At 52.7% G+C, this 3,134-nt stretch carries 1 rRNA gene; it reads right to left on the bottom strand.

What is annotated here, in order from left to right:
* Positions 1 to 13: 13 nt before the first annotated feature.
* Positions 14 to 2,946 (bottom strand): 23S ribosomal RNA (locus AC1DOV_RS34570).
* Positions 2,947 to 3,134 lie beyond the last annotated feature (188 nt).

Genomic DNA, 3,134 nt, shown 5'->3' with positions numbered 1-3,134 from the left:
CAGTAAACGTGTTTAGGATAAGCCCTCGACCGATTAGTATTCGTCAGCTACACACATTGCTGTGCTTCCACCCCGAACCTATCAACCTCGTCGTCTTCAAGGGGTCTTACATACTGGGAAATCTCATCTTGAGGGGGGCTTCACGCTTAGATGCTTTCAGCGCTTATCCCGTCCGTACTTGGCTACCCAGCGGTGCTCCTGGCGGAACAACTGGTACACCAGCGGTACGTCCATCCCGGTCCTCTCGTACTAAGGACAGCTCCTCTCAAATTTCCTGCGCCCGCGACAGATAGGGACCGAACTGTCTCACGACGTTCTGAACCCAGCTCGCGTACCGCTTTAATGGGCGAACAGCCCAACCCTTGGGACCTACTTCAGCCCCAGGATGCGATGAGCCGACATCGAGGTGCCAAACCTCCCCGTCGATGTGGACTCTTGGGGGAGATAAGCCTGTTATCCCCAGGGTAGCTTTTATCCGTTGAGCGATGGCCCTTCCATTCGGTACCACCGGATCACTAAGCCCGACTTTCGTCCCTGCTCGACTTGTAGGTCTCGCAGTCAAGCTCCCTTATGCCTTTGCACTCTTCGAATGATTTCCAACCATTCTGAGGGAACCTTTGGGCGCCTCCGTTACATTTTAGGAGGCGACCGCCCCAGTCAAACTGTCCACCTGACACGGTCCCCGAACCGGTTTCACGGTTCTAGGTTAGAACTCCGATACGATCAGGGTGGTATCCCAACGTTGCCTCCACACAAGCTGGCGCTCATGCTTCWWAGGCTCCCACCTATCCTGTACAGATCGTACCAAAGTTCAATATCAAGTTACAGTAAAGCTCCATGGGGTCTTTCCGTCTTGTCGCGGGTAACCTGCATCTTCACAGGTATTAAAATTTCACCGGATCTCTCGTTGAGACAGCGCCCAAGTCGTTACGCCATTCGTGCGGGTCAGAATTTACCTGACAAGGAATTTCGCTACCTTAGGACCGTTATAGTTACGGCCGCCGTTTACTGGGGCTTCGGTTCACAGCTTCGGRTTRCYCCTAACCGCTCCCCTTAACCTTCCAGCACCGGGCAGGCGTCAGCCCGTATACTTCGCCTTACGGCTTCGCACAGACCTGTGTTTTTGCTAAACAGTCGCTTGGGCCTTTTCACTGCGGCCCCCTCGGGCTATTCACCCTACCGAGGCACCCCTTCTCCCGAAGTTACGGGGTCATTTTGCCGAGTTCCTTAACGAGAGTTCTTCCGCGCGCCTTAGCATGCTCTGCTCGCCTACCTGTGTCGGTTTGCGGTACGGGCACCTAGATCTCACTAGAGGCTTTTCTTGACAGCCGGAGTACATGACCTTCGCTACTGCAATTTTCGCTCCCCATCACAGCCCAGCCTTMATGATCGACGGATTTGCCTATCGATCAGCCTCACTGCTTGGACGGACTATTCCATCAGTCCGCGTCACTGCCCTTCTGTGTCACCCCATTGCTCAAACRATCTTCGGTGGTACAGGAATTTCAACCTGTTGTCCATCCACTACGCCTTTCGGCCTCGCGTTAGGTCCCGACTTACCCTGAGAGGACGAGCCTTCCTCAGGAACCCTTAGGCTTTCGGCGGACAAGATTCTCACTTGTCTTTTCGTTACTCATACCGGCATTCTCACTTGAATACAGTCCACCAGTCCTCACGGTCCAACTTCAATCCGTATTCAACGCTCCCCTACCCAAGTACCTAATGGYACATGTCATAGCTTCGGTGGTGTGTTTAGCCCCGTTACATTTTCGGCGCAGAGTCACTCGACCAGTGAGCTATTACGCACTCTTTAAATGATGGCTGCTTCTAAGCCAACATCCTGGTTGTCTTTGCAACTCCACATCCTTTCCCACTTAACACACACTTGGGGACCTTAGCTGATGATCTGGGCTGTTTCCCTCTTGACAATGGATCTTAGCACTCACTGTCTGACTCCCGAGTAGCACGTCTATGGCATTCGGAGTTTGACTGGACTTGGTAACCCTTGGCGGGCCCCGCACCCAATCAGTGCTCTACCTCCACGACGCTCATTCCTCGAGGCTAGCCCTAAAGCTATTTCGGGGAGAACCAGCTATCTCCGAGTTCGATTGGAATTTCTCCGCTACCCCCACCTCATCCCCGCATTTTTCAACATGCGTGGGTTCGGGCCTCCAGTGCGTGTTACCGCACCTTCACCCTGGACAGGGGTAGATCACACGGTTTCGGGTCTACGACCACGTACTTATTCGCCCTATTCAGACTCGCTTTCGCTACGGCTCCGTCTTCCCGACTTAACCTTGCACGTGATCGTAACTCGCCGGTTCATTCTACAAAAGGCACGCCATCACCCATTTAACGGGCTCTGACTTTTTGTAAGCGCACGGTTTCAGGTTCTTTTTCACTCCGCTTCCGCGGTGCTTTTCACCTTTCCCTCACGGTACTGCTTCACTATCGGTCACCAGGGAGTATTTAGCCTTGGCAGATGGTCCTGCCGGATTCCGACGGGGTTTCTCGTGTCCCGCCGTACTCAGGATCCGTCTCGGAGRGTGCTTGCTTTCGGTTACAGGGCTTTTACCTGCTCTGGCGGGCCTTTCCAGACCTCTTCGCCTACCAAACACTTTTGTAACTCCATGTGAGACGTCCTACAACCCCAAGRAGCAAGCTCCTTGGTTTGGGCTAATCCGCGTTCGCTCGCCGCTACTGACGGAATCACTATTGTTTTCTCTTCCTCAGGGTACTTAGATGTTTCAGTTCCCCTGGTATGCCTCTWMCYAACCTATGTATTCAGTTRRKAGTAACTATCCATTACGATAGCTGGGTTTCCCCATTCGGAAATCCTCGGATCAATGCCTGCTTACGGCTCCCCGGGGCGGTATCGTTGTTCGCCACGTCCTTCTTCGGCTCCTGGTGCCTAGGCATCCTCCGTGCGCTCTTACTAGCTTAACCAAATGCTCAGGTGATTCGGCTTGTGCGCCGTTTTCATTTTGTTTCCTCGATTTCCTAAGACATCAAGTGGTTGAAACAAAACGAAAAGAAGTCGCAACAATCTCGAACACCTTTCGCTTACGTAAAAACAGCTTTAAAGGATGTTTCAGCAATTCTTTTTCTTTCGTTATCCAGTTTTCAAGGTGCAA

It is taken from the genome of Paenibacillus sp. 01T47 (assembly GCF_056398245.1).
Note: the sequence above shows the minus strand (reverse complement) of the source record. Positions and strands in the feature narration are given on the sequence as shown.